This window comes from Enterobacter sp. PTB, from assembly GCF_051130085.1.
In the GTDB taxonomy this organism is placed as follows: domain Bacteria; phylum Pseudomonadota; class Gammaproteobacteria; order Enterobacterales; family Enterobacteriaceae; genus Enterobacter; species Enterobacter ludwigii.
The window spans coordinates 63,017-89,280 of sequence record NZ_JBDKEE010000002.1; the positions used below are offsets into that span (position 1 = coordinate 63,017).

At 53.6% G+C, this 26,264-nt stretch carries 22 protein-coding genes; 14 read left to right on the forward strand and 8 right to left on the reverse strand.

Annotated features, from left to right (window positions below):
• The first annotated feature begins 3 nt into the window (after positions 1 to 3).
• The 6 genes from AAIR21_RS02475 (at position 4) to AAIR21_RS02500 (ending at position 6,868) form a co-directional block, all read left to right on the forward strand.
• Positions 4 to 792 (forward strand): sugar phosphate isomerase/epimerase family protein, encoded by a 789-nt coding sequence (locus tag AAIR21_RS02475; RefSeq protein ID WP_183516301.1) that lies wholly within the window; start codon positions 4 to 6, stop codon positions 790 to 792.
• Between the two features lie 11 nt (positions 793 to 803).
• Complete coding sequence (locus AAIR21_RS02480) at positions 804 to 1,862, forward strand: Gfo/Idh/MocA family protein (protein WP_113656342.1); 1,059 nt, start codon at positions 804 to 806, stop codon at positions 1,860 to 1,862.
• Positions 1,856 to 4,135, forward strand: a complete 2,280-nt coding sequence (locus AAIR21_RS02485) for a glycoside hydrolase family 65 protein (protein ID WP_113656278.1) — start codon at positions 1,856 to 1,858, stop codon at positions 4,133 to 4,135. Before AAIR21_RS02480 ends, AAIR21_RS02485 begins: the two co-directional genes overlap by 7 nt.
• Positions 4,125 to 4,802, forward strand: coding sequence for a beta-phosphoglucomutase (gene pgmB, locus AAIR21_RS02490; RefSeq protein WP_059305683.1), 678 nt, complete (start codon positions 4,125 to 4,127; stop codon positions 4,800 to 4,802). Before AAIR21_RS02485 ends, pgmB begins: the two co-directional genes overlap by 11 nt.
• A gap of 2 nt (positions 4,803 to 4,804) precedes the next feature.
• Positions 4,805 to 5,887, forward strand: a complete 1,083-nt coding sequence (locus AAIR21_RS02495; RefSeq protein WP_113656277.1) for an ABC transporter ATP-binding protein — start codon at positions 4,805 to 4,807, stop codon at positions 5,885 to 5,887.
• A 66-nt stretch (positions 5,888 to 5,953) separates the two neighbouring features.
• Positions 5,954 to 6,868, forward strand: a complete 915-nt coding sequence (locus tag AAIR21_RS02500; RefSeq protein WP_020882467.1) for an OmpG family monomeric porin — start codon at positions 5,954 to 5,956, stop codon at positions 6,866 to 6,868.
• A gap of 34 nt (positions 6,869 to 6,902) precedes the next feature.
• Here the strand turns inward: AAIR21_RS02500 and AAIR21_RS02505 are convergent, their stop codons facing one another.
• Positions 6,903 to 7,913, reverse strand: coding sequence for a LacI family DNA-binding transcriptional regulator (locus tag AAIR21_RS02505; protein ID WP_183516302.1), 1,011 nt, complete (start codon positions 7,911 to 7,913; stop codon positions 6,903 to 6,905).
• A 155-nt stretch (positions 7,914 to 8,068) separates the two neighbouring features.
• Here AAIR21_RS02505 and AAIR21_RS02510 point away from each other — a divergent pair, with 155 nt between their 5' ends.
• The 3 genes from AAIR21_RS02510 to tyrR all read left to right on the forward strand — a co-directional run bounded on the left by AAIR21_RS02510 (position 8,069) and on the right by tyrR (position 12,170).
• The gene (locus AAIR21_RS02510) at positions 8,069 to 9,466 is read left to right on the forward strand and encodes a YcjX family protein (RefSeq protein WP_434679874.1); all 1,398 of its coding nucleotides are present in this window, start codon (positions 8,069 to 8,071) and stop codon (positions 9,464 to 9,466) included.
• Complete coding sequence (locus AAIR21_RS02515; protein WP_020882470.1) at positions 9,463 to 10,515, forward strand: YcjF family protein; 1,053 nt, start codon at positions 9,463 to 9,465, stop codon at positions 10,513 to 10,515. The genes AAIR21_RS02510 and AAIR21_RS02515 overlap by 4 nt, the downstream gene beginning before the upstream one ends.
• Before the next feature lie 113 nt (positions 10,516 to 10,628).
• On the forward strand, positions 10,629 to 12,170 hold the full coding sequence (tyrR, locus tag AAIR21_RS02520) for a transcriptional regulator TyrR (protein WP_050736878.1): 1,542 nt from the start codon (positions 10,629 to 10,631) through the stop codon (positions 12,168 to 12,170).
• Positions 12,171 to 12,205: 35 nt separating this feature from the next.
• Here the strand turns inward: tyrR and AAIR21_RS02525 are convergent, their stop codons facing one another.
• Together AAIR21_RS02525 and tpx are read right to left on the reverse strand one after the other, a co-directional pair.
• A complete protein-coding gene (locus AAIR21_RS02525; protein ID WP_183516303.1) occupies positions 12,206 to 13,414 on the reverse strand; it encodes an aldose 1-epimerase family protein in 1,209 nt (402 codons plus the stop codon).
• Between the two features lie 332 nt (positions 13,415 to 13,746).
• The gene (gene tpx, locus AAIR21_RS02530; protein ID WP_020882472.1) at positions 13,747 to 14,253 is read right to left on the reverse strand and encodes a thiol peroxidase; all 507 of its coding nucleotides are present in this window, start codon (positions 14,251 to 14,253) and stop codon (positions 13,747 to 13,749) included.
• 107 nt (positions 14,254 to 14,360) lie between these two features.
• Between tpx and ycjG the strand changes: the two genes are divergently transcribed.
• On the forward strand, positions 14,361 to 15,326 hold the full coding sequence (gene ycjG, locus AAIR21_RS02535; protein ID WP_113656274.1) for an L-Ala-D/L-Glu epimerase: 966 nt from the start codon (positions 14,361 to 14,363) through the stop codon (positions 15,324 to 15,326).
• Here ycjG and mpaA read toward each other — a convergent pair.
• Positions 15,317 to 16,030 (reverse strand): murein tripeptide amidase MpaA, encoded by a 714-nt coding sequence (gene mpaA, locus AAIR21_RS02540; protein ID WP_020882474.1) that lies wholly within the window; start codon positions 16,028 to 16,030, stop codon positions 15,317 to 15,319. The genes ycjG and mpaA overlap by 10 nt on opposite strands.
• A 185-nt stretch (positions 16,031 to 16,215) precedes the next feature.
• Here mpaA and AAIR21_RS02545 point away from each other — a divergent pair, with 185 nt between their 5' ends.
• Together AAIR21_RS02545 and AAIR21_RS02550 are read left to right on the forward strand one after the other, a co-directional pair.
• Positions 16,216 to 17,832: a peptide ABC transporter substrate-binding protein gene (locus AAIR21_RS02545; protein ID WP_113656273.1), complete on the forward strand. Its 1,617-nt coding sequence runs from the start codon at positions 16,216 to 16,218 to the stop codon at positions 17,830 to 17,832.
• 115 nt (positions 17,833 to 17,947) lie between these two features.
• Positions 17,948 to 18,706, forward strand: coding sequence for a hypothetical protein (locus AAIR21_RS02550; RefSeq protein WP_183516304.1), 759 nt, complete (start codon positions 17,948 to 17,950; stop codon positions 18,704 to 18,706).
• A 69-nt stretch (positions 18,707 to 18,775) separates the two neighbouring features.
• Here AAIR21_RS02550 and AAIR21_RS02555 read toward each other — a convergent pair whose 3' ends face one another.
• The 4 genes from AAIR21_RS02555 to AAIR21_RS02570 all read right to left on the reverse strand — a co-directional run bounded on the left by AAIR21_RS02555 (position 18,776) and on the right by AAIR21_RS02570 (position 23,225).
• A complete protein-coding gene (locus tag AAIR21_RS02555) occupies positions 18,776 to 19,339 on the reverse strand; it encodes a DJ-1/PfpI family protein (protein ID WP_025204027.1) in 564 nt (187 codons plus the stop codon).
• A 217-nt stretch (positions 19,340 to 19,556) separates the two neighbouring features.
• Entirely contained in the window at positions 19,557 to 19,697 is a 141-nt protein-coding gene (locus tag AAIR21_RS02560; RefSeq protein ID WP_020882478.1) for an Ecr family regulatory small membrane protein, read from the reverse strand.
• Between the two features lie 73 nt (positions 19,698 to 19,770).
• Positions 19,771 to 21,003 carry a sensor domain-containing diguanylate cyclase gene (locus tag AAIR21_RS02565; protein WP_183516305.1) on the reverse strand — a complete coding sequence of 411 codons (1,233 nt, stop codon included), beginning with the start codon at positions 21,001 to 21,003 and terminating at the stop codon, positions 19,771 to 19,773.
• A gap of 92 nt (positions 21,004 to 21,095) precedes the next feature.
• Positions 21,096 to 23,225: a putative bifunctional diguanylate cyclase/phosphodiesterase gene (locus AAIR21_RS02570; protein WP_183516306.1), complete on the reverse strand. Its 2,130-nt coding sequence runs from the start codon at positions 23,223 to 23,225 to the stop codon at positions 21,096 to 21,098.
• A gap of 457 nt (positions 23,226 to 23,682) precedes the next feature.
• Between AAIR21_RS02570 and AAIR21_RS02575 the strand changes: the two genes are divergently transcribed.
• Positions 23,683 to 24,834, forward strand: a complete 1,152-nt coding sequence (locus tag AAIR21_RS02575) for a methyl-accepting chemotaxis protein (protein WP_072031442.1) — start codon at positions 23,683 to 23,685, stop codon at positions 24,832 to 24,834.
• A gap of 199 nt (positions 24,835 to 25,033) precedes the next feature.
• Positions 25,034 to 26,017: a zinc transporter ZntB gene (gene zntB / locus AAIR21_RS02580; RefSeq protein ID WP_014170313.1), complete on the forward strand. Its 984-nt coding sequence runs from the start codon at positions 25,034 to 25,036 to the stop codon at positions 26,015 to 26,017.
• The last annotated feature ends 247 nt before the right edge of the window (positions 26,018 to 26,264 follow it).

A 26,264-nucleotide genomic window follows, 5' to 3' on the forward strand; every position in this document is an offset into this window, starting at 1 on the left:
TCAATGAAAATCGCAACGCAAAACCAGGCCTTTTTCCCGACTTCTATTCTGGAGAAATTCCAGTACATCAAAGCGATGGGTTTTGATGGCTATGAAATTGACGGCAAATTGCTGGTGGACAATCTCGATGAAGTGAAAGCCGCAATCACCGCCACGGGCCTGCCGGTGACCACCGCCTGTGGGGGATATGACGGCTGGATTGGTGACTTCATTGAAGAACGTCGTCTGAACGGATTAAAACAGATCGAACGCATCCTGGAAGCGCTGGCTGAAGTGGGTGGAAAGGGGATTATTGTGCCCGCTGCCTGGGGCATGTTTACCTTCCGTTTGCCGCCGATGACCTCTCCACGCAGCCTGGCGGGTGACCGCGAAGCGGTGAGTGCTTCGCTGCGTTGTCTGGATGAGGTGGCGGCGCGTACCGGGACCACCGTTTACCTTGAGCCGCTCAACCGCTACCAGGATCACATGATCAACACGCTCTCGGATGCGCGTCGCTATATCGAAGAGAACGCGCTCAGGCATGTGCAGATCATCGGCGACTTTTACCACATGAATATCGAAGAAGATTCGCTAACAGAGGCGCTGCATCGCAACCGGGATCTGCTGGGTCATGTGCATATCGCCGATAACCATCGCTATCAGCCTTGCAGCGGGACGCTGGATTTTGCCACGTTGTTCGGGCAGCTTCGTGCGGACAACTATCAGGGCTACGTGGTGTATGAGTGCCGTGTCCGCGCCGACGATCCGGCCCAGGCTTACCAGGATTCACTCACGTATCTGCGTGAATGCTAAGGATGACGAGCGTGATGAGTGCTTCAACACCTTCGCTTCTGCGCGTCGCCATTATTGGCGCCGGGCAGGTCGCGGACAAAGTGCATGCCTCGTATTACGCCACTCGCAGTGATGTTCAAATGGTCGCTGTCATGGACAGCGGCCTTGAACAGGCACAGGCGTTTGCGGAACGTCATGCAATTCCTTCGGTCTGGCAGAATGCATCTGAAATGCTGCAGGCGGTAAAACCTGATGTGGTCAGCGTCTGCTCCCCAAACCGGTTCCATTATGAACATGTCATGACGGCACTGGAGGCCGGATGTCATGTGATGTGCGAAAAACCGCCTGCCATGACGCCGCAACAGGCTGACCAGATGCGCAGGGCGGCCCGTAAAGCGGGAAAAGTGCTGGCGTATGATTTTCACCATCGGTTTGCGCTCGACACGCAGCTGCTACGTGACGCTGTCACAAACGGGGCGTTAGGTGAGATCTACTTTACGTCGGCGCAGGCGCTGCGTCGTTGCGGCGTGCCGGGCTGGGGCGTCTTTACGAACAAATCGCTACAGGGTGGCGGACCGCTTATCGATATCGGTATTCATATGCTGGATGCCGCGATGTATGTGCTGGGTTTCCCGGCGGTAAAAAGGGTGACCGCCCACAGCTTCCAGAAGCTGGGGAACCGTAAAAACTGTGGACAGTTTGGCGAGTGGGATCCCGCCCGGTTTACCGTTGAAGATGCTTTGTTTGGCACAATTGAATTCTGCAATGGCGGCGTTCTGCGCCTGGATACCTCGTTTGCGCTGAATATCCGCGAGCAGTCGATCATGAATGTTTCATTCTGTGGCGAAAAGGCGGGGGCCACGCTCTTCCCGGCTCACATTTACCACGATGAGGCGGGCGTTTTACAGACCCTCATGCAGCGTGATGAGGCAGACGACCAGCGTCACCTGCGCAGCATGGAGGCGTTTGTACGCCATGTGCTGGGAGAGCCGGTTATGATCGCAGATGCGGAACAGGGGCTGGTTATCCAGCAACTTGTTGCCGCGCTTTATGAATCGGCGGATACAGGGGAAAGCGTGACGTTATGCTGAATGTGTCTGTTTTAACCGAACCGGGCTTCTCTCCCCACAGTCTGAATAAATACGCCTCCATCATGGCTTGCGGCAATGGCTACATGGGCATTCGCGCGGCACACGAAGAGGATTACACCCAGCAAACCAGAGGCATGTATCTCGCCGGGCTTTACCATCGCGCAGGTCGCAATGAGACCACGGAGTTAATCAATCTGCCGGATATTACCGGTATTGAGGTTGAACTGGATGGTGTGAATTTTACCCTGCTTTCCGGGGCGCTTCTTGAGTGGCAGCGCGAGCTGGCGTTTGCCAATGGTGAACTGCGTCGCAGCGTGCTCTGGCGCTCGCCCGACGGGAAACGCTATCGCCTGGAGAGCCGTCGTTTCGTTTCTCTCGCTCAGCTGCCGTTAGTGGCAATGCAACTCGCCATCACTCCCCTTGATGGGCCCTCGCAGGTGGTGTTGAAAACCGGAATTGATGCGACGCAAACCAACAGCGGCAGGCAGCATCTGGATGAGATTTCAGTCCGGGTATTCGACCAGAACTGTATGCAGGGCGTGTATGAAACGCAGGACCGGGTCTCTGACGTCGTTATATCCGCGTTCTGCCGGCTTTCAGCGGGTAGCGAAAGCTGCTTTACCGCTAAAAATCGTCGCATCAGTGCGCATTACGACCTGAACGTTTCGCAGGGTGACACTGTCACGCTTGAAAAGATCGTCTGGGTCGCCCACCGCAGTGACAAAGCCCTTTCGCAGTCGTCGTTTGCGCGTAACGCACTGGCCGAACTCAAGGTGTGCGCAGCGCGAGGCTACGCATCGTTGCTGGAGAGCTCTGCCTGCGCCTGGGAAGACGTCTGGCGAGATGCGCGGGTGGCGGTAACGTCTGCGGAACCGCAGGATCAGCTCGCGCTGGATTATACCGTCTGGCATCTGACCGCCATGACGCCTGCCGACAATGAGCGCTGCAGTATCGCCGCGAAAGGATTGACCGGCGAAGGGTATAAAGGCCACGTCTTCTGGGATACCGAAATTTTCCTGCTGCCTTTCCATCTCTTTACGCGTCCGCAGGTCGCCCGCAGTCTGCTGCGTTATCGCTGGCTCAACCTGGCCGGGGCTCGTGAAAAAGCGCGTCGCAACGGCTGGCCTGGCGCACTTTTCCCCTGGGAGAGTGCCGCGAGCGGTCAGGAGGAAACGCCGGAATATGCAGCAATCAACATCCGCACGGGCACGCGCCAGAAAGTGGCCTCTGCGCTGGCAGAACATCACATTGTGGCGGACATTGCCTGGGCTGTCGTGGCCTACTGGCAGGCGACACATGATGACGCTTTTATGCGTAACGAAGGGCTGACGCTACTGATAGAGACGGCAACGTTCTGGATGGGGCGGGCGACGGAAGTCAATGATCGCCTGGAAATCCACGATGTGATCGGGCCGGATGAGTACACGGAGCACGTCAATAACAATGCCTACACCAACTATCTGGCCTGGCACAATGTCGCCTGTGCGCGCCAGTTTATGGCGATGTTCAATCGTGAAGATGCCGGCTTCATGGAGAATGCCAGCCGGTTTATGTCCCGTTTGTGGTTACCGCAAGCCAACGCAGAAGGGGTCCTTCCTCAGGATGACACCTTCATGGCGAAACCGGCAATCGATCTGAGCCGCTATAAGGCGAAAGCGGGTAAACAGACCATTCTGCTCGATTACTCCCGCGCGGAAGTGAACGAGATGCAGATTCTTAAACAGGCCGACGTGGTGATGCTCAACTACCTGCTGCCGGAACGGTTTACCCCGCAGCAGTGTGCTGCCAACCTGGCGTACTACGAGCCGCGTACCATACACGACTCTTCGCTGAGCAAAGCGATTCATGGAATTGTTGCTGCCCGGTGTGGCGATACGGAAAGGGCCTACGCCTTCTGGCGCGAGGGTATCGCCATCGATCTGGGCGACGATCCGCACAGCTGCGATGACGGGATTCATGCTGCCGCCACCGGGGCTATCTGGTCCGGCGTTATTCAGGGATTTGCCGGCATGCAGATCGTCCAGGGGGAATTGCATCTTGCCCCGAAGCTGCCTGCCCACTGGCGAAAACTGGCTTTCCCGCTGCGATGGAGAAACGCGCGCATGCACTTCACGTTTGAAAATGATGTTTTAACGATTGAAACCACTGCACCGGTGACCTTAACGCTGTGGGGTAAAACCCTGTGCATAACGGATCGGCAGGTCTGTTCTTTCAGGGATTTTTTTACATCTACTTATGGGACCGCTACCACGGGAGCAAATCATGATGCCTGAGGCCGTTGTCTTCGATCTTGATGGTGTGATCACCGATACCGCGCATCTGCATTTTCTGGCCTGGCGTGCCGTGGCGCAGGAAATTGGCATCTCGTTCGACGTGGTGTTCAACGACGAGCTGAAAGGGATAAGCCGTATGGAATCGCTGCAGCGGATCCTGCGCCATGGCGGAAAAGAGGGGGAGTTTAACGACCAGCAGCGGCAGGCGCTCGCGGATAAAAAGAACGCGCGCTACGTCGGGTCTCTGGCGTCGTTGACGCAGGATTCTCTGCTTCCGGGCATCCGCGAGGTGCTGGCGGAAATTCGTGCGGCGAACGTCAAAATCGGGCTGGCCTCAGTGTCCCTTAACGCCCCCGGTATTTTGCAGGCGCTGGGCATTGAGAGGGCTTTTGATTTCTGCGCCGATGCCTCGCGCATTGCCCGCTCAAAACCGGACCCGGAGATCTTTCTTGCGGCCTGCGCCGGGCTGAACGTGCGCCCCGAGCAGGCTATCGGAATAGAAGATGCTGCAGCTGGCGTTGAGGCAATCAACGCGGCGGGAATGCTCTCGGTCGGGATTGGACCTGGCCTGAACCATGCGGGATTACAACTTCATTCAACGCAGGAACTGACCTGGAAATGCCTGACGGATTTCTGGGCATCCCGAACGGTAATGATAAGGAATTAAAAATGGCTCAACTGTCTCTGAAACATATTCAGAAAATCTACGATAACCAGGTCCATGTGGTTAAGGATTTTAACCTCGAAATTGAGGACAAGGAGTTTATCGTCTTTGTGGGTCCCTCGGGGTGCGGTAAATCGACAACGCTTCGCATGATTGCCGGGCTGGAGGAGATCTCTGCCGGTGAGCTGGTGATTGACGGTGTCTGCATGAACGATGTGCCCGCCAAGTCCCGCGACATTGCGATGGTTTTCCAGAACTATGCGCTTTATCCGCATATGACGGTTTACGACAACATGGCGTTTGGCCTGAAGATGCAGAAAATTCCCCCCGCGGTCATTGAAGAGCGTGTGAACTGGGCGGCACAAATCCTGGGGTTGCGTGATTACCTCACGCGTAAACCTGGCGCATTGTCGGGTGGGCAACGTCAGCGCGTGGCGTTAGGACGGGCGATTGTGCGCGAAGCCGGCGTCTTTCTGATGGATGAACCGCTTTCTAACCTGGACGCCAAGCTGCGTGTGCAAATGCGCGCTGAAATCAGCAAGCTGCACCAGAAGCTCAACACCACAATGATTTACGTGACCCACGATCAGACGGAAGCGATGACGATGGCGACCCGCATTGTGATCCTCAAGGATGGCGTTATTCAGCAGGTGGGGGCACCTAAGCAGGTCTACAACGAACCGGCGAATATGTTTGTGGCGGGCTTCATCGGATCACCGGCAATGAATTTTATTCGGGGCGCGATAGACGATCGCTATTTCGTGACGGAAACGCTGCGTCTGGAGATACCTGAAGACACGCTGGCGGCGGTGAATGCCGCCGGATATCAGCGTAAAGCCGTGGTCTTTGGGATCCGGCCGGAAGATATTCTGACGCTGCAAAGCCGTGGGGATGATATTGCGGCAAAAGTCAGCGTGGCCGAACTGACCGGGGCTGAGTTCATGCTCTATGCCACCGTGGGCGGGCATGAGCTTGTCGTTCGTGCAGGAGCGGTAAATGATTATGCGGCCGGGGATAATATCGGCATCCAGTTCGATATGAATAAATGTCATTTCTTCGACGCTGATACTGAAGTGGCTATTAGATAAGAAAGGCGTTCGCCGGAAATGCAAATTTCCGGTTTTATTTGAGTTAATTATAAAGGGAACATTTAAATGAGTACTCTACTAAGACGTGCTGCGCTCGTTCTGTGCGCAGGGGTTAGCTGTGCGCACGCAACGGAATCAGCAAAACACTGGGAATTTAATATCGGTGCCATGTATGAAATTGAAAACGTCGAAGGTCAGGGCGACGATAAAGATGGATTATATGAACCCTCTGTGTGGTTTAATGCCACGTGGGATGCCTGGACCCTTTCGCTGGCAATGTATCAGGAAGGACCGGTTGATTACAGCAGCATGACCCGTGGGACCTATTTTGACCGTCCGGAATTTGAATTACGCTATCGCTTTATTGGCACCGATGATTTTACACTCGGGTTGACCGGCGGTTTCCGTAATTACGGTTACCACTTTAAAGATGAACACGGTGCCAAAGACGGTAGCGCAAATATGCAGCGTTACAAAATTCAGCCCGACTGGGATATTAAATTGTCCGACGACTGGCGTTTTGGTGGCTGGTTTGCCATGTATCAGTTTGCGAATGACCTGGAAAAAACCGGTTATGCCGACAGCCGTGTAGAAACGGAAACGGGTTTTACCTGGACCATTAATGAAACCTTCTCTGCAAAAGTGAACTATTATCTTGAGCGCGGTTTCAATATGGACAGTTCACGTAATAACGGCGAGTTTTCAACGCAGGAAATTCGCGCGTATCTGCCTGTTTCATTAGGCCAGACGACGCTCACGCCATATACCCGTCTGGGGCTGGATCGCTGGTCGAACTGGGACTGGCAGGACGATCCCGATCGTGAAGGACACGATTTCAACCGACTGGGTTTACTGTACGCGTATGACTTCAACAATGGATTATCCATGACGCTGGAATACGCCTACGAATGGGAAAACCATGACGAAGGCGACAGCGACCGTTTCCACTACGCGGGTGTTGGCGTTAATTACGCGTTCTGACAGACCGGATGCCAGGGGCTTTCAGCCCCTGGTTTTAGCGAAGAGAGGGCGCTAACGTAAAGCGGGTATCGACAAGCACTTTTTGTGGCGCAGGCTGACCGGCGATACGCCTGAAAAGAAGATTGCAGCTCTCTTCACCCAGCTTGCGGGTTGGGATATCAAAGCCCCCGGGTGCTGGCGTTAAAATGAGGGAGAGCATCGGGTCACTGTATCCTGCAATCACAACCTGCTCGGGGATCCTCAGATCCAGAGTATCCGCCGCGCGATAAAGGCTGAGTAACTTCATGCTGTCGGTGGCAAATACCGCATCAGGTGGCGTGGCCGAGGAGAGCAATTCTGTGGCCGCGGCAAGCGCGCTTTCATGGGTATATCCGCCGTCGATGATCCACGCCGGGTTAATGGCGATGCCGTGCTTTTCAAGGCTGGTTTTATAACCGGCAAGACGATCAATCGAAACATGATAATTGAGCGGCGCATGCAGACAGGCAATGTTACGTCGGCCATTTTTAATAAAGGTTTCTGTTAGCGTGGCGCTGTCGTGAAAATTATCCGTGTCGACCGAGTAAATATTCTGAAAATCACCTTCGACTTTCCCGATGACGACCACCGGTACGCCATAAGCATCCAGCGTTGTGAAAAAGGATTCATTTGCCGGTGAGCTCAGCATGATGATCCCTTTAATCATTTTTTGTTTTATTTTACTTTCGCATTTCAGCAGATCGTCTTCACTGCTTTTCGAGGTTTGCAAAATAACATCAAAACCTTCCTCTTCAGCTTTGGCTGTAATGGCATGCAGAACATCAGAGAAAAAAGGGTTGCCGGCGGTGGTTTTCGTCGAGCGTGTCGAAATAACCATAATGGCGTCGAAGCCAGAAGAGGTCAGGGCGCGGGCGAGTTTATTGGGTTGATAATTTAATTCGTCAATCGCCTTCAACACTTTTTCACGCGCTTCAGGAGAAATATTCGTTTGTTTATTCAGAACGCGGGAGACGGTTGATTTCGAAACGCCGGCAACCCGTGCGATATCATAGATGGTGGGTGACATACACCTTACTCACTCCTGACTAACAGCAATGTCGTTCATCTTACTGGAGAGAAAACGGCAATAGCAATAAATAAGAATTGATAATCAACGATCTGCCCCCATTTATTGTATTCTGAAGCAATGTATTTGAGGCTTCCGGGCAATGAAGGACGGCGATGAAGCGACTTAAGAACGAACTCAATTCACTGGTGAACCGTGGCGTTGACCGTCATCTGCGTCTGGCGGTGACGGGGCTGAGCCGCAGCGGCAAGACGGCGTTTATCACCGCGATGGTGAACCAGCTGCTTAACCTGCACAGTGGGGCGCGGCTGCCGCTGCTGAGCGCCGTGCGGGAAGAGCGCCTGCTGGGGGGTAAACGTGTGCCTCAGCGCGATTTTGGCATTCCCCGCTTTACCTATGATGAAGGGCTGGCTCAGCTTTATGGTGAACCGCCCGCCTGGCCGACGCCGACGCGCGGGGTGAGTGAAATTCGCCTCGCGCTGCGTTTTCGCTCTAATGAATCCCTGATGCGCCACTTCAAGGATACCTCCACCCTGTATCTGGAAATTGTGGATTACCCCGGTGAGTGGTTGCTCGATTTACCTATGCTGGCACAAGACTATCTCAGCTGGTCACGGCAGATGACGGTGCTGTTGCAGGGCAACCGCGCCGAGTGGTCGACGAAATGGCGAAAACTGTGCGAAGGCCTGGATCCGCTGGCGCCTGCCGATGAAAACCGGCTGGCGGCGATTGCCGAGGCCTGGACGGAGTATCTGCATCAGTGTAAGCAGGAAGGGCTGCATTTCATCCAGCCGGGCCGTTTTGTTCTGCCGGGAGATTTGGCGGGCGCACCTGCGCTGCAGTTTTTCCCGTGGCCGGACGTGGATGGCATCGGGGAATCAAAACTGGCCCAGGCGGACAAACACACTAACGCCGGAATGCTGCGCGAGCGTTACAATTACTACTGTGAAAAAGTGGTGAAAGGTTTTTATAAAAACCACTTTTTACGTTTTGATCGCCAGATTGTGCTGGTGGATTGCCTGCAACCGCTGAACAGCGGGCCGCAGGCCTTCAACGATATGCGCCTGGCGCTGACACAGTTAATGCAAAGTTTTCACTACGGGCAGCGCACGCTGTTTCGCCGTCTCTTCTCACCCGTTATCGACAAGCTGCTGTTTGCGGCCACAAAAGCCGATCACGTGACGGTCGATCAGCATGCCAATATGGTGTCGCTGCTGCAGCAACTGGTGCAGGACGCCTGGCAGAATGCCGCGTTCGAAGGGATCAGCATGGATTGCCTCGGACTGGCTTCCGTACAGGCGACACAGAGTGGGTTGATTGACCTTAATGGCGAGAAAATACCGGCATTGCGCGGGAATCGTCTCAGCGATGGCGAACCGCTTACTGTCTATCCGGGCGAAGTGCCCGCCCGCCTTCCGGGGCCGGCCTTCTGGCAGAACCAGGGCTTCCAGTTTGAAGCCTTCCGCCCGCAGGCCATGACGGTCGATCAGCCGTTACCGCATATCCGTCTGGATGCGGCGCTGGAGTTTTTGATTGGAGATAAATTGCGATGACGGAACCGTTAAAACCGCGCATTGATTTTACCGGAACGCTTGAGCAAGAGCATCCGGAGGCGTTTAAAACCGCGCAGACGTTTAATGGCCCGCAGGCAGATAACTTTGCCCCGGCGCTGACCGAAGAGCTGCTTGTTGAAGAGGGGCCGGCTGAAGCGGTCGTGGAAGCCGCGCTACGCCCAAAACGCAGCCTGTGGCGAAAGATGGTGACTGCCGGGCTGGCATTGTTTGGCGTTAGCGTGGTTGGGCAAGGCGTCCAGTGGGCGGTCAACGCCTGGCAAACCCAGGACTGGGTCGCGTTGGGCGGCTGCGCTGCCGGTGCTCTGATTGTGGGGGCGGGTGTCGGGTCTGTTGCGACCGAGTGGCGTCGCCTGTGGCGCCTGCGACAGCGCGCCCATGAGCGTGATGAAGCGCGGGATCTGCTCCACAGTCACGGAACCGGCAAAGGCCGCGCGTTTTGTGAAAAGCTGGCCAGTCAGGCGGGTATTGACCAGTCGCACCCGGCGCTTCAGCGCTGGTATGCCGCTATCCATGAAACTCAGAACGATCGTGAAGTGGTGACGCTGTATTCCCACATGGTGCAGCCGGTGCTGGATGCCCAGGCGCGGCGCGAAATCAGCCGCTCTGCTGCGGAATCAACCCTGATGATTGCCGTCAGCCCGCTGGCGCTGGTGGATATGGCGTTTATCGCCTGGCGTAACCTGCGTCTGATTAACCGGATTGCTGCTTTATACGGCATTGAGTTGGGGTACTACAGCCGCCTTCGCTTGTTCCGTCTGGTATTGCTCAACATCGCCTTTGCCGGAGCAAGCGAGCTCGTGCGGGAAGTGGGGATGGACTGGATGTCGCAGGATCTGGCGGCGCGTCTCTCTGCCCGTGCCGCGCAGGGTATTGGCGCCGGTTTGTTGACCGCCCGCCTGGGCATCAAAGCGATGGAAGTGTGCCGTCCACTGCCGTGGATTGATGGCGATAAGCCGCGATTGGGGGATTTCCGACGTGAGTTAATCGGTCAGCTCAAAGAGACGCTCAATAAAAAACCGGTTCAGTAGCCGGTTTGGTCATTAATCGTGCTGGCTGTCAATATTTGTTGACAGCCATCTTCCCGATCACCGTGTTCTGACATATCATTTTAATGTCATTGGCTTAAAACGGTGAATTTCCCATGCGTCTTGAAGTCTTTTGTGAAGACCGTCTCGGTCTGACCCGCGAATTACTCGATCTTCTTGTTTTACGTAGCATTGATTTACGTGGCATTGAGATCGATCCTGTCGGGCGAATTTACCTCAATTTTGCCGAAATTGAATTTAATACGTTCAGTAGCCTGATGGCAGAAATACGCCGTATCGCTGGCGTTACGGATGTACGCACCATCCCCTGGATGCCGTCGGAGCGTGAGCATCTGGCATTGAGCGCATTGCTTGAAGCCATGCCAGAGCCTTTCCTCTCCCTGGATTTAAAAAGTAAGGTTGAGCGTGTTAACCATGCCAGCTGCCAGCTGTTCGCGCAGAGTCAGGAAAAACTCAGCAACCACAACGCAGCACAGTTGATTCCCGGCTTTAACTTCCAGCGCTGGCTGGACAGCAACCCGCAGAACACCCACAGCGAGCATGTGGTTATCCACGGACAGAATTTCTTAATGGAGATAACGCCGGTCTATCTGAAAGGCGAGGCCGACGCGCGCGTTCTGACCGGTGCCGTGATCATGCTGCGTTCCACCGTGCGCATGGGCCGTCAGCTGCAAAATATCTCCAGTCAGGATGTGGGGGCATTCAGCCAGATTATTGCCGTCAGCCCGAAAATGCGGCATGTGGTGGATCAGGCGCGTAAACTCGCGAGTCTGACCGCGCCACTGCTGATTACCGGCGATACCGGTACTGGAAAGGACCTGCTGGCGCACGCTGTGCATCTGGCCAGCCCGCGAGCGGCAAAACCGTATCTGGCCCTTAACTGCGCCTCGATTCCGGAAGATGCCGTCGAAAGCGAATTATTTGGTCACGCGCCGGAAGGTAAAAAAGGGTTCTTCGAGCAGGCTAACGGCGGTTCCGTGCTGCTGGACGAGATTGGTGAAATGTCGCCACGCATGCAGGCCAAGCTGCTGCGCTTCCTCAATGATGGCACGTTCCGCCGTGTAGGTGAGGATCACGAAGTTCATGTGGATGTGCGTGTGATTTGTGCGACGCAGAAAAACCTGGTCGAACTGGTGCAAAAAGGGGTATTCCGCGAGGATCTCTACTACCGCCTGAATGTCCTGACCCTGAATATCCCACCGCTGCGCGATTGCCCGCAGGATATCATGCCGCTGACCGAACTCTTTGTGGCGCGCTTTGCCGACGAGCAGGGGGTACCGCGTCCGAAGCTTTCAGCCGATCTCGGCACGGTGCTCATGCGCTACGGCTGGCCGGGCAACATTCGCCAGCTCAAGAACGCCGTTTACCGCGCGCTGACGCAGCTGGAAGGTTATGAACTGCGTCCGCAGGATATTCTGTTACCGGATTACGATGCCGGGACGGTGTCAGTAGGTGAAGAGGCGATGGAAGGTTCGCTGGATGACATTACCAGCCGTTTTGAGCGCTCCGTGCTGACGCAACTATACCGTAGCTATCCAAGCACCCGTAAGCTGGCAAAACGCCTTGGCGTTTCACACACCGCGATTGCCAATAAGTTGCGAGAGTATGGTTTGAATCAGAAGAAGGGTGACGAATAACGGTAAAAAGCCTCTGTAAAGAGGCTTTTTTTTACTCATTCTTTTGCGATAGGGGTGCTATTAATGTCGACCTTTGTCTCTCCCTGAATCGATGCAATTCGGTTCTCCACGTCTTTCACCTGTTGCGGGTTATGGAGCAGTGTATAGGTCAGATCAAACTGTGTGCTGGCTCCCGGTTGCAGTTGCTTAACGCGTTTTTGTTCGCGCTCAATGGTGACCGGGTAGGCGTAGCTGGTACCCGGTTCAATACCGGTGACATAACCTTGCTTCAGGGTGTCGGTGTTTTTCCATAAGGTCAGCACCGGCAACTGGCGGGTATCAAACTGAATGGACGCCCCTTTATCACCGGCTTTATTCACCACGGCCGCGAGGGTTTCGTGGTTGTTATCCGCAAGCGGTTTGAGGTTAAACACCATCTCATCAAAGCCTTTCGTTGGCCCGGCATAGGTCTGCCAGTCGTTGACACCGGCTTTCGCGTAGTCATTGAATGGACTGACGCTCGCGACCGGGGCAAGGAAGCGCGCACCTTCTTCGAGGATCGGGGTACCAAAGTTGCTGTGGTAGATGATTTGATAATCATGCGGGTAATCAGCATGGTTTGTCAGAACATCATGCAAACTGAACTGGTTGGTTCCTGGGACGTAACGCAGTTCGGTCATGGTCTGCAAATCTGCTTTTTTGAACGTGCTCTCTTTGATCAAACCGCGAATTCGAATTTCATGGGGGGCAGCGTCAGCCACCTCCACTTCAACCTGCGATACAGGCGTATTGCCCGCCTTGCCGTGAAGCGTATAGATTTGGCCGTCAGCCGTGACCGGATGCCCCGTCCACTCATAGCCACAGCGCACCATCATCTCGTTGAAACCTTCCAGCCAGCCAAGCCCGTTGCGACTTTCCAGATTAATATATGCCGGGTTCACGACCTCTTTTACCGGGGAATCCCAGCCCATTCTGGTGCCGAAGCCTTCCACATGGAGCAGGTTCATGCCGCGAGAGGGGCTTAAGGTAATGGTCAGGCCACTTTTACTGCTGATAACAAGGATTTTGCTGCCTTCCTGTTTCCCACCGTGCAACACTTTTTGTTCAATGCTGAACGCCTGATCTTTTACCTTCAGCTCATCGCTCGTTATCTTCCAGTTTCCTTTCTCCACGCCGCTTTCAGCGCTTTTCAGCACCCAGGTTTTCGCCGCAGCATGACCCGAAATCAAAGCCGCAAGGAGCGTAATAGCCAGTTTAGTTTTCATATCCTTTCCTTTTTGCTGAAACGATTATTTGCTTTCGTCAGCAAATCTAATGTTTTGACCTGAAGGGAAATGTGATGTGCTTCACTGGGGAAGAAAATATGAATATTTAAGGTCTAATATGAGAATAAGATCGCAATTAAGTTAACTTCAATACAATTAATTGCACAGTAAATGTGAACGGTGAAAGTTTTAGCTTTAACGATTCAGCTTAAAGGGAATAAAAAACCCCGCCAGTGCGAGGTTTGTCATGTGTCGTCTTCCAGAGCCTGCAAAGAGAAATAAACCCTGTTATTTCATTAGATTGCTAAGCTATATAGAATGCTAAGCATTCATTATGCTTTCAACACGTCCAGCGCGGCAGTGTAATCCGGCTCGGTGGTGATTTCGTTAACCAGTTCGCTGAACACGACGTTGTCATTTTCATCGATAACCAGTACAGCGCGCGCTGCCAGGCCTTTCAGTGGGCCTTCCGCGATGCTCACGCCGTAGTTTTCCAGGAAATCCGGGCTGCGCAGGGTGGAGAGGGTAATGACGTTGCTCAGGCCTTCAGCACCGCAGAAACGGGACTGGGCGAACGGCAGGTCGGCAGAAATACACAGCACAACGGTGTTGTCCATTTCCGTCGCCAGTTGGTTGAATTTGCGCACGGATGCAGCACAGACGCCGGTGTCGATGCTTGGGAAAATGTTCAGGACTTTGCGTTTGCCAGCAAACTGAGACAGTGTGACGTCAGACAGATCTTTAGCCACCAGAGTAAAAGCCTGTGCTTTGCTGCCAGCCTGTGGAATGGAACCTGCAACAGTAACCGGGTTGCCCTGGAAATGAACGAGTTGTGACATAGATATCTTCCTGTTTACATATAGTTAACGTCGGGGCTAGTGTATGCCATCAGCGGATAACACGGCAAACCAATTTTTTCGCCTTTCCGGGCCGCAAGGAGTCAGTGATGAGAAGCGTTAAGGTCTATGAAGAAGCCTGGCCATTGCATACCCCGTTTGTGATCTCCCGCGGCAGTCGAAGCGAAGCCAGTGTGGTCGTGGTGGAGATAGAAGAGGACGGCATTAAGGGCGCCGGCGAGTGCACGCCGTACCCGCGCTATGGCGAAAGTCTGGCGTCGGTAATGGCACTTATCATGACGCTCGTTCCCGATCTGGAAAAAGGGCTCACCCGCGAGGCGTTACAGCAGCGTATACCCGCCGGCGCGGCGCGTAATGCGATTGACTGCGCACTCTGGAGCCTGGAGGCTGCCAAACAGCAAACCTCGCTGACGACGCTGCTAGGCGTCACGTTGCCGACATCGGTTGTCACGGCGCAAACGGTGGTGATTGGCGAGCCTGAACACATGGCCGCCAGCGCAAAAGCACTCTTTGATGCGGGGGCGACGCTGTTAAAGGTGAAGCTTGACGATCGTCTGATCAGCGAGCGTATGGTCGCTATCCGCTCGGCAGTCCCGACAGCCACGTTAATTGTGGATGCGAATGAGTCATGGCATCCCGAAGGCCTTGCCGCACGATGTCAGCTGCTGGCCGACCTGGGCGTAGCCATGCTGGAACAGCCTCTGCCGGCACAGGATGATGCGGCGCTGAAGAATTTTATCCACCCGCTGCCTATCTGCGCGGATGAAAGCTGCCATACGCGCGATAGCCTGGTTGAACTGCAGGGTCGTTACGAGATGGTCAATATCAAGCTCGACAAGACCGGCGGGCTGACAGAGGCGCTGGCGCTGGCAGAACAGGCGCAGGCTCAGGGGTTTTCAATCATGCTGGGATGTATGCTGTGTACATCCCGGGCGATCAACGCGGCGTTGCCGCTGGTAAATCATGTCAGTTTTGCCGATCTTGATGGCCCGACATGGCTGGCGGTTGACGTTTCACCGGCACTCACGTTTACCAGCGGCGTCCTTCATTTTTGAGGTTGCCAGCGCAGAAGCTCCACCATGGCTTTTAAATATTTTTCGCTGGCTTCATCTGACGATATCGGCGGGAATTCCGCGGTGATGCAAGGTAATCCCAGGTCGGCACACCAGCTGCCGAATGAGCCAGGGGTTTCATAGCCCACGCTGGAGACAAGCGGCAGGGCGAAAGCATTCGCCAGCCATTCGCCCAGCTCGGTGTGCCGCGGATCTTCGATGCAGGCCAGCGGATCGTGAAAGGTGACAACCCAGGCCGGGTGGATCTTATGGATTAACTGGCACAGCGCCTGTGTTTCCGGCTCCGAGCCCGGCGTGTCGCCGGTCAGTAAGACAACGTCACGCTCTTCAGCGGAGCTGTTCCAGCGATAAACCGTCTCACCGGCGCGCCAGTTTGCTGCAGGGAAATTACGGTTTAAATCGATGCCTCGCGCATTGGCGCGTAACCCAAGCTGACACCCATCCGGGTTGACGGCCAGAATCACGTGATGACGTCGTAAGCTGGGCGTCAACGTGCGCAGCGCGCACGAGAGCGTGACGACAGAAGAGTTCTCGTCGCCGTGCGTGCCGGCAATGATCAAACCGCTGTTGCGATCGGCATCGGGGGCCGGAAACCAAATCAGCGATGCGCCTAAAAATGAACGGCCATACTGCTCTGCACCTGGCGGGAAGGCGCCGCGTTCCGCTCTGGGTCGGGTGATTGCCATAGGAAATCCTGATAAAGAAGTCTCTACTGGCAGTGTTGTGCAAAACTCGCGGTTAATCAAATAGTTTCCGTATGGCGGGAAAATTGCCGGATATCAACTTTCCGGAGGAAGGTATTTGCAATTCTCATTGTCGAAACAAATAATTACGCATCTGCTTATTACCTGAATTCATAAAAGGGGATCTTATGAAGCATCCTGTTTCGCGTCTCTGTGCTGCACTGTTGCTGTGCGGACTCTCTTCACTTTCGTACGCCGCTGATGTGCCACAGGGCACGGTACTGGCGCAAAAACAGGAGCTGGTCAGACACATTAAAGATGAGCCGGCTTCCCTTGATCCGGCAAAAGCCGTGGGATTACCCGAGATACAGGTCATTCGCGACCTTTTTGAAGGGCTGGTTAATCAGAATGAGAAAGGTGAACTGACCCCAGGCGTGGCGACGCGCTGGCAGAGTAACGATAACCGTATCTGGACCTTCTCCTTACGTGATAACGCGAAATGGTCTGACGGTTCTCCAGTTACCGCTCAGGATTTTGTCTACAGCTGGCAGCGTCTGGTTGATCCGAAAACCACGTCTCCGTTTGCCTGGTTTGCGGCGCTGGCGGGTATCCATAACGCACAGGCGATAATTGATGGTAAAGCCGCGCCAGATACGCTGGGCGTGACGGCCGTAGATGCAAAAACCTTACGTGTGCAGCTGGATAAACCGCTGCCGTGGTTTAGCAATCTGACGGCAAACTTTGCCTTCTATCCGGTGCAAAAGGCCAATGTGGAGAGCGGCAAAGAGTGGACGCGTCCGGGGGCTCTGGTCGGAAATGGCGCCTACATTCTGAAAGATCGCGTGGTGAATGAAAAACTGGTTGTGGTGCCGAATACACACTACTGGGATAACGCCAAAACCGTCCTGCAAAAAGTGACGTTCATACCGATTAACCAGGAATCCTCAGCCACTAAACGCTATCTCGCGGATGATATTGATATCACCGAATCGTTCCCGAAAAACATGTATCAGAAGCTGCTCAAGGACATTCCGGGACAGGTGTATACACCGCCTCAGCTGGGCACCTATTACTATGCGTTTAATACGCAAAAAGGACCCACGGCCGATGCCCGTGTACGCCTCGCCCTGAGCATGACCATCGATCGCCGCATCATGGCGGACAAAGTGTTAGGAACCGGTGAGAAGCCCGCCTGGCATTTCACGCCAGACGTGACGGCAGGGTTTACGCCAGAAACCTCGCCGTTTGAACAGATGTCACAGCAGGAACTTAATGCCCAGGCGAAAACGCTGCTTCAGGCCGCGGGCTATGGCCCTCAGCGCCCGCTGAAGCTGAACCTGTTGTACAACACGTCAGAAAACCATCAGAAAATCGCGATTGCGGTGGCCTCGATGTGGAAGAAAAACCTCGGCGTTGACGTCAAACTGCAGAACCAGGAGTGGAAAACCTACATCGATAGCCGTAATACCGGTAATTTCGATGTGATCCGCGCGTCATGGGTCGGGGATTACAATGAGCCATCGACCTTCCTGTCGTTATTGACCTCAACCCACAGCGGCAATATCTCGCGTTTCAACGATCCGGCGTACGATAAAATTATCCATCAGGCGACGCTCGAAAACACGGCGAAAGCCCGTAACGCAGACTACAACATGGCGGAGAAAATCCTCACGGAAAAAGCGCCAATCGCACCTATTTACCAGTACACCAACGGCCGCCTGATCAAACCATGGGTGAAAGGTTACCCCATTAATAACCCGGAAGACGTGGCTTATAGCCGGACGATGTATATTGAGAAACACTGACAAGCCGGGAACCGCCGGTCTTCGTTGTGAACGTTAAATTAAGAGCTGGCGCATTTGCGCCAGTTTTTCTTTATTGAACGAGGGATGTTTGTTCCGTGAGTCAAAGGGGAGGTAAATGATGACGGATGAAAAGAAAGAGAAAGCGTCTTTCCCGGCAGGGTTAGGGATTATGGATAAAATCTGGGAATGGCAATGGATTATCCGCTTCATCTATATTGTCCTTTTCGCCGATCTGGCGCTGCTGGTATACAGCGGGCAAGGAATATTGGCCTGGCCTGTTCAGACACTTAACTGGACCGAACATCTGGGTTTTTTCTGCGTGGCGCTCGCCGCCTTAGGTTTGATTGCCACTACCCTGATGCCTTTTATAGCCAATATCGTCAGGCTATTACTCAATGAGCTCATCTACAGCAGTATCTTCCCGGATTTCTTGCGCGCGCAGAGTGATTATCAGAAGAGGTCGGGTGAAGTTCCTTCAGGCGAAGTACTTGATTTAGCGTTGAAGGAAAACAACCAGTTCCTGCTGAATTATTATGAAAAACATAATGCAAAATGGCGCACGAAATTTCATGAACGATTTAAAGTCGGGGATTTACTCTTTGGGATCCTGTTTTTCATGATGCTTGATGACCATCCGCAGTGGTTTAGCGATGAGCAGCATTCGCTGGTCATCGATCTGTTCAGTCACGGTGGTGAAAGCGGAACCGTTCTGTTTTATACCGTACTTATACTCATCTTTAGTACGCTGATGAGTCTCTGGTTCGGTAAATGGGACTGGGGGAACATCTACTATCCGCCACTGTATCGTGAAAAAGAGGAAGCCCGCAGAAAAGCGCGTGAGCGGGAAGCGAAGTGGGAGCGGCAGGATCGCTAAATCGCCGGGGGACACATTATTCCCAGCGGATTGCTCCCGCCAGGCGCTGCTGGCGGGAGCAGGGCAACGTTATTCTAGCAATGCACTGAATTTCGCCAGCCATTGCGGATGCGCAGGCCAGGCGGGGGCAGTGACCAGATTACCGTCTACGTGCGCCTGATCGATACCAATATTGGCATAGTGCCCGCCGCCGAGGCGGACTTCAGGCGCACAGGCGGGATAGGCGCTACAGGTTCGTCCCTTTAATATGCCGGCAGCAGCGAGCAGTTGCGGTCCGTGGCAAACCGCAGCAATCGGTTTGCGCGCGGCGTCGAAGGCCTGCACCAGTTTCAGCACGTCATCATTTAGCCGGAGATATTCAGGGGCTCGTCCGCCCGGGATTAGCAGCGCGTCATAATCCTGCTCTTTTACGGCGGAAAAATCGGCATTGAGGATAAAACGGTGGCCCGGCTTTTCACTGTAGGTCTGGGCGCCGTCGAAATCATGGATCGCCGTCATGATGTAGTCGCCACGGGATTTGTCCGGGCAGACGGCGTCCACCTGATGGCCAATCATCTGTAAAGCCTGAAAGGGCACCATTGTTTCATAATCTTCGGCGTAATCGCCGACCAACATCAGGATTTTCTTGCTCATCATTTCTCACCTTTAGGTTTAACGATGTTTAAGATATAGCCTGGCACAGCTGAATTGCCGGAAATAAAAAAAGCCCGTCAGAGAACGGGCGAAATAAGCAAATGATTTAATGATTCGTTATCAACTTGTTGGAGGATAACGTTGCGTATTTTACGCACCTCTTACCGGTGCTGATACCTGACAAATTCGGTAGGTGAAACAAGGAATTAAACATGCGTCATAGCGCATCGAAGGTGGGGTAGATACTGTTCTCAAGGTATTCCACCAGAAACCAGATCTCACCGCTGAAAATAAACCAGAAGCCAAATATAATAACGAATAAAATAATTATGGTGAGTATTATTTCTGTTTTTCCCATTGCACATCTACCCACCTGTGGTCCATTTATTCGAGAGGGGCATTGTAACGGGGCTTACGAAGATACACCAGTTTCATGCCGCCAGGACTTTATTGCGCCCATCACTTTTGGCGCGATAAAGCGCATCGTCCACACGTTTAAACAGCTCATCCATACTCTCGCCCGGATTATGTCGCGCCACGCCAATGCTGACGGTGAAGCGAGGTAAACCCGGGATCGTGATGCGGGCGACCGCATCGCGCACAGTTTCGGCGATTTGCAGGGCGGTGTCGAGCGGGGTGCGCGGCAGCAGGATGACGAACTCCTCACCGCCCCAGCGGAAGACCAGGTCCTCTTTGCGGCTACAGGCTTCCAGCGTGCGCGAGAGCGAGATCAGTACCTCATCACCTTTCAGGTGGCCGAAGAGGTCGTTGATATTTTTGAAGTGATCGGTATCCACCAGCAGCAGGCTAAATTGCTGCTGCGCGGGAAGATGATGGGTGTTGGCCTGGTCGGTGATGATATAGAACTGACGCCGGTTGAGCAGGCCCGTCATGGAATCACGCAGTGCCGCGTGTTCCAGCTCCTGCTCCAGCCTTTTTTGCTCGGTGATATCGTGGATAATGCACAACATCAATTTGTCACCGTAAATTTCAATCGGCCCGGCATAGGTCTGAACATGGCGGGTGGAGCCATCGGCCAGACGGTGGATAAAGTTGAGGGGCTTATGGCCGCCCGGCAACGCGGCAATTTCCGTCATTACGGGGATCACATCCCGCCCCAGAGTATTGATTTCCCAGGTATGTTTTCTGCACATTTCATCATGCGCATAACCGTAAAAAGTCAGCGCCGCCAGATTGGCATCCACAATCTGGCCATCCCGGGACGGATCGATAAGCAGCATTGGCGCGCTGTTGGTCAGGAAAAAACGCGCGTAAAATCCCTGTTTTTTGCGCTGGTAGGTCGCGGAGCGGCTGGCCTTAAGCCCGGAGAGAACCTGCTGCGTCAGCCCTTCAAAAACAATAACATTCCCCTGGGGCACGAAATGGGCAAGCGAGAGACGGCAGCTCAGCGCGGTTTCATGTCCATCGCGGGAGATGGTCCAGATTTCGACGATCTCCTGCTCACTCTTCAGTTCAGGCACATACATCGACAGCACGTGATACGCATTGGCGGAATAGGTACCTTTGCGTAGGTCATCCAGGGTTTTATCGCCCATGATCTGAGCGGCGGCCACATTTGCAAAAATGATCTGTTCTGAAGCAGGTGAAATGAGCCACACGGGGGTTTTAATTAAATTCAGCGCATCAAAACAATTTTGCGACATAGCGTATTCCTGTACATCGGCACCATGTGCCTGAGGATCATGACAGAATTAACGGGAGTGGACTCCTTTGAAACATACTCTACTTAACCCGGTCAGGCATGATTTTTTTGTGAAATATATGCGGGTTCCGCGTGAATTTTACCAATGGGTATAATTTGTTTGTCTGAGTTTTTTTGCAGCAGCAGCCAGGGAACCTGTTCGGCAGGTAAAGGACGGGAGAAAAGGAACCCCTGCAGGTAATCACAGCCGAGGTCCGTCAGCACCACCTGTTGTTCTTCCGTCTCGATCCCTTCCGCAACCACATTCATTTCCATGGTCCTGGCGATATTAATAATGGTTTCCACCAGCTTGCGGCTTTTTTCATTTACCAGCATCGAGTGCACAAAGCTCTTGTCGATTTTTAGCTCTTTAGCGGGCAGAACGCTCAACATCAACAGGTTGGAATAGCCGGTGCCAAAATCATCAATCGAGACGGTAATCCCGGCTTGATTGAACGCATTGAGTAATTCAATACTGCGGTCGAGATTTTTCAGTGCGGTACTTTCTGTCACCTCAAGGATAAGCCGGGAGGGCGACAGATTATATTTATGCAACATCGACGAAATGATGTGGAAGATATCCGGCTGTTCGAACTGGACGGGGGAGAGGTTAAAGGACAATGTCCACTGGCTGAAACCTTGTTCTGTCCAGAAATGAAGCTGACGGCATGCCGCTTCAATCGCCCAGTTCCCCACCGGGATGATCAGCCCCGTTTGTTCCAGCGACGGTAAAAACAGATTAGGCAGCAACACCCCTTGCTCAGGGTGCCGCCAGCGCAGAAGGGCTTCAAAACCGTGAATAGTGGAGTCTTTTGCATGCCAGGTCGGCTGATACCACAGTTCAAACTGATCGCGTTCCAGCGCCTGAGTTAACTCCTGCAGGAAGCCGGGGTTAGCCGGAATAGCCGTAGACATCTCGTTCCGGTAGACGGCCCAGCCGTTTCGTCCATCCTCTTTGACGCGATTCAGGGCCGCATCGGCTTTCAGCTTCAGCTCATGCAGCGTCTCGCCATCCTGCGGGTAGAGGCTGACCCCCGCGCTGATTGTTGTGCTCAGCGTGTGCCCACAAAGTGAAAACGGGCGGCGCATATCCTCCAGCAATGTCGTGAGCAGCGCGTTGAGTTTATCGTCGTCACACTCGGGAACCAGCAGGATAAAGGCGTCGCCGCCAAGCCTGGCGAGGGTCATCTCGCGGGTAAGGCGGGCGGTAATGCGCTGCGCGAGAGAGATTAACAACTCATCCCCGGTGTTGTGGCCCCAGGTATCGTTGATGCGTTTGAAATGATCGACGTTGAGGAAAATCACGGCGAATGGCTTCTTGCTGAGCAATGCGCTGCGCAGGCAATCCTGCATCCGAATGTCCATCTGGTGGCGATTAGCGAGACCGGTAAGCGCATCAAACCGCGCCTGCAGTTCAAGCTGACGATTAAGCTGGCGTAGGTTGTCGGTCAGTCGGTTCGTCCGCCGGTGCGAGTCGATGAGCGAAATCATTAACATACCGCCGAGCAGGCACAGTGTGGTGACAGAAACCCAGACCGATAACCCCAACTCGCTGATACCGCCGGGCAGGGTATGCGTCATTTCCTGAAAATGGGCGGCACGCATGCCGGTGTAGTGCATCGCGCAGATGGCGACACCCAGCACGCAGGCCGCGAGAATACGATTGATAAACACCCCTTTGCGCATATCCCGCAGGCGAAATGCCAGCCACAGCGCCGCGCCGGAGGCCATAACGGCAATCAACACGGACACGGCAACAATGCGTCGATCCCAGAGAATATGGCTGTCCAGCATCAGTGCGGCCATACCGATAAAGTGCATACAGACCACGCCAGCGCTCAGGAGCACCGTGGCAACGATCAATCGAAAAGGGGAAAGGGTTTTACCCGTTACGGCAATATTGATGGCGACCGTGGATGCAACCACCGCCACGCCCAGTGAGGCGAGGGTTAACCAGAGGTTATAGCTCATTATCATCGGCATTTGCATCGACAGCATGCCGATGAAGTGCATTGACCAGATCCCGATCCCAAGCGTGACGCCTCCGGCGATACGCCAGAACATCGCCGTTTTACGGCTGGAAAGCGGGATTTTTCCGGCGCTGTCCAGGGCCACAAATGAGGCGATAAAGGCCACCAGATACGAGAGGGCTATTAACACAGGGTCCCACGATATATTGAGCATTATGCAATCCCACGCCAAAGAGGGTTACCGATTTCGCCTGCCGGGCACGTCTTTAACTGGCAACGTACATGCGCATTCAAATAATATGAGTTAGGTATCGTGCAAAACGACCGGTCATATTAAAACGTTAAGGCTGGCGGTGAATATAAAATATATTCTTTCCGGCACCTATTAAGCATTGCTAAACAAAGGCGAATAATTGCAGCAAAGCTCCTTAAATATGAGCGCGGCCATATTGTCTCATCGCAGGCGATGGTATCGCTTAAAGTGGCAGGAAACCAGTATCACAGGATGCTGCATATAACATTTTCACTAATACCCTGTTTTTATCTGACTTAAGTTAAATCTCAGGTGGCTAACGGCGAAAGGTGAAACCAGCGTTGTTCATCAGGACAAACAACAACACGAATGCTATAAATCTTAATGCCGACCTAAATATAAAATCGTGGATATAATCATGCTAAGAAATATTAGTGTCAGAACCTTCATTGCCGGGTTCCTTTTATGTCTTTTCCTGGTTGATGCAGGTGTCGTTGTTCTATTTTCCAGCAAATCCTCTCTCTTTATTTCACTCAATATCATTAATTTCGTTGCGCTATTTTTGCTCTGGGGCTACATGACAAAGTATCTTGTGACGCCGATCAATACGGTGAAAAAAAGTATTGAAGAAGTGACTGCAGGCAATCTTGGCGTGACTATCCCTGAATTTGGCAATAACTGTGCAGGGCGTTTAATCCCCGGGATTAACAGCCTCTCCAGCAACATCGCGACCCTGGTACGCGAGATCAGGGCCTCGTCGCAAACCGCCATGACCTTGTCCGATCAACTCTCCGCGCGTAGCGCGCAGCTTTCGGTGAAAACAGAGCAGCAGTCTGCATCGCTGGTGCAAACGGCTGCCAGCATGGAGCAGATGGCAGCAAGTACCCGAAATAATGCCGATAACACCCGACTGGCCAGCGAGCAGGCAAACAGGGCGACACTGCAGGCGCGCAAAGGTGGCGAGTTGATGGGGCAGGTGGCCACCAATATGCAATCCATTACCGAATGTGCACAGCAAATGACGGAGATTATCTCGATGATCGACGGCATTGCCTTCCAGACGAATATCCTGGCGCTAAACGCGGCCGTTGAGGCGGCCAGAGCCGGTGACCACGGCAAAGGGTTTTCGGTGGTGGCAGAAGAGGTGCGAAACCTGGCCCACCGCAGCGCGGACGCCGCCAAAAACATCAAAACGCTGATTGAAGTGACCAGCAATAACGTTACTCAGGGCGTGACCGTTGTGTCCGAAGCTGAAAAGAATATGCAAGAAATTGTGACCGGCTCCGGCAATGTCAGCCAGTTGATGGATGACATTTTCACCTCGACGTCAGAGCAGGAGAAAGGCATTTCCCAGATTACGCTGGCCTTGTCTGAGCTGGAACGGGTCACGCAAAGTAACGTTACGATGGCAGAAGAACTCAACGGATCCTCTGATGTACTGCGTAATCAGGTAAGTGAACTGCAGGCGCGGACGCGTAACTTCCGGCTCGAAAAGGGGTATCAGGCTGAATCCACGCCTTCTCATGCTGGCCCGCTGTCATTCCAATCGCGTCCCGGTCACTCCCTCTGATGCGCGAAAAGAGCCTGGTCACCGGGCTCTTTTATCCCGACTTCTCGCCGCTGAATTATCCTCCCGTGCGGTCTGAAAAGGCGCCTGGCGGAATACGGTTATTTCCTGAGCGAATTCAGCGCGATGCGAAACATAGTTGTTGCTTAACCCCTGATGAAAGCTAGACTGACAACGAAAGAGCTGAAAAGGGGGAGGCGCGGTGGAGAGTATAAAAGGATCAGAACTAAACGTTCCTGATGCAGTTTTTGCCTGGGTGCTGGATGGTCGTGGCGGTGCCCGACCGCTGGAAGACAACGATGTTATTGATAATGAGCATCCCTGCTGGCTACACCTTAACTATACCCATCCGGACAGTGCCGACTGGCTGGCCACGACGCCGCTCCTGCCGAACAACGTGCGTGATGCGCTGGCGGGTGAAAGCCTGCGGCCACGTGTGAGCAGAATGGGGGACGGCACGCTCATCACTTTGCGTTGCATTAACGGCAGCACCGATGAACGTCCTGACCAGCTGGTCGCGATGCGTGTTTATATGGACGATGGTCTGATTGTCTCCACCCGTCAGCGTAAAGTTCTGGCGCTGGATGATATCGTGAACGATCTGAAAGAGGGCACCGGACCGACCGATTGCGGAAGCTGGCTGGTGGACGTCTGCGACGCGCTGACTGACCATGCGAGTGAGTTTATCGAAGAGCTGCACGATAAAATCATCGACCTCGAAGATAACCTGCTCGATCAGCAGATCCCGCCGCGCGGTTTTCTGGCGCTCCTGCGTAAGCAGTTAATTGTTATGCGCCGCTATATGACGCCACAGCGGGACGTATACGCGCGTCTGTCCAGCGAAAGGCTCAACTGGATGAATGACGATCAGCGACGCCGAATGCAGGATATTGCCGACAGGCTGGGCCGCGGACTTGATGAAATCGATTCCTGTATTGCCCGGACGGGCGTCATGGCGGATGAAATCGCGCAGGTGATGCAGGAGTCGCTGGCAAGAAGAACCTATACGATGTCGCTGATGGCAATGGTCTTCCTGCCGAGCACATTTCTGACGGGATTGTTTGGCGTGAACCTGGGCGGAATTCCCGGCGGCGCGGCCCATTATGGCTTTACCGCATTTTGCGTCATGTTAGTTGTTTTGATCGGTGGTGTTGCATGGTGGTTGCATCGTAGTAAATGGCTGTAAATTTACGCTTTTTTCAGCTTTTACGGAGATCAAAACGCTCTTTTAATTGAGCGAAGTCAATAAACAATGACCGCGTAAGGTGCAATATTACTCCCGCAGGTGAATGCAACGTCAAGCGATGGGCGTTGCGCTCCATATTGTCTTACTTCCTTTTTTTGAATTACTGCATAGCACAATTGATTCGTACGACGCCGACTTAACTAGTCGGCTTTTTTTTGCCTCCTGTTCCCCAGCGTCTACCCTAAAA